The sequence below is a fragment of the Belnapia sp. AC561 genome (assembly GCF_979252845.1).
The window spans coordinates 1-243 of sequence record NZ_CEEDBP010000430.1; the positions used below are offsets into that span (position 1 = coordinate 1).

Sequence of the window (243 nt, forward strand, 5' to 3'; positions counted from 1 at the left end):
GGCTGGGCGCATCACCCCGCGGGCCGAGGCGCTCGCCGCCGCCAGCGCCGCCGGCGGCCTGCCGTCCCCGGTGGTGCCGGATATCCGCCAGGCGGTCTGGCAGAAGCTGCTCGGCAACCTCCTGACCGGCCCGCTCTGCATCCTCGCCCGGTCCTGCATGCAGGACATCTACACCAGCGAGGCGGGGCGGGAGACCGCGGTGCGCATGGCCGGCGAGATCCTCGCCATCGCCGCCGCCGAGGG

1 protein-coding gene is annotated in these 243 nt (G+C 76.1%); it reads left to right on the plus strand.

The genetic code is table 11. The annotated features are described in order from the left end of the window. On the plus strand, window positions 1-243 hold a 243-nt coding region (locus AC0IW9_RS31735), incomplete at both ends, for a ketopantoate reductase family protein (RefSeq protein WP_471652257.1).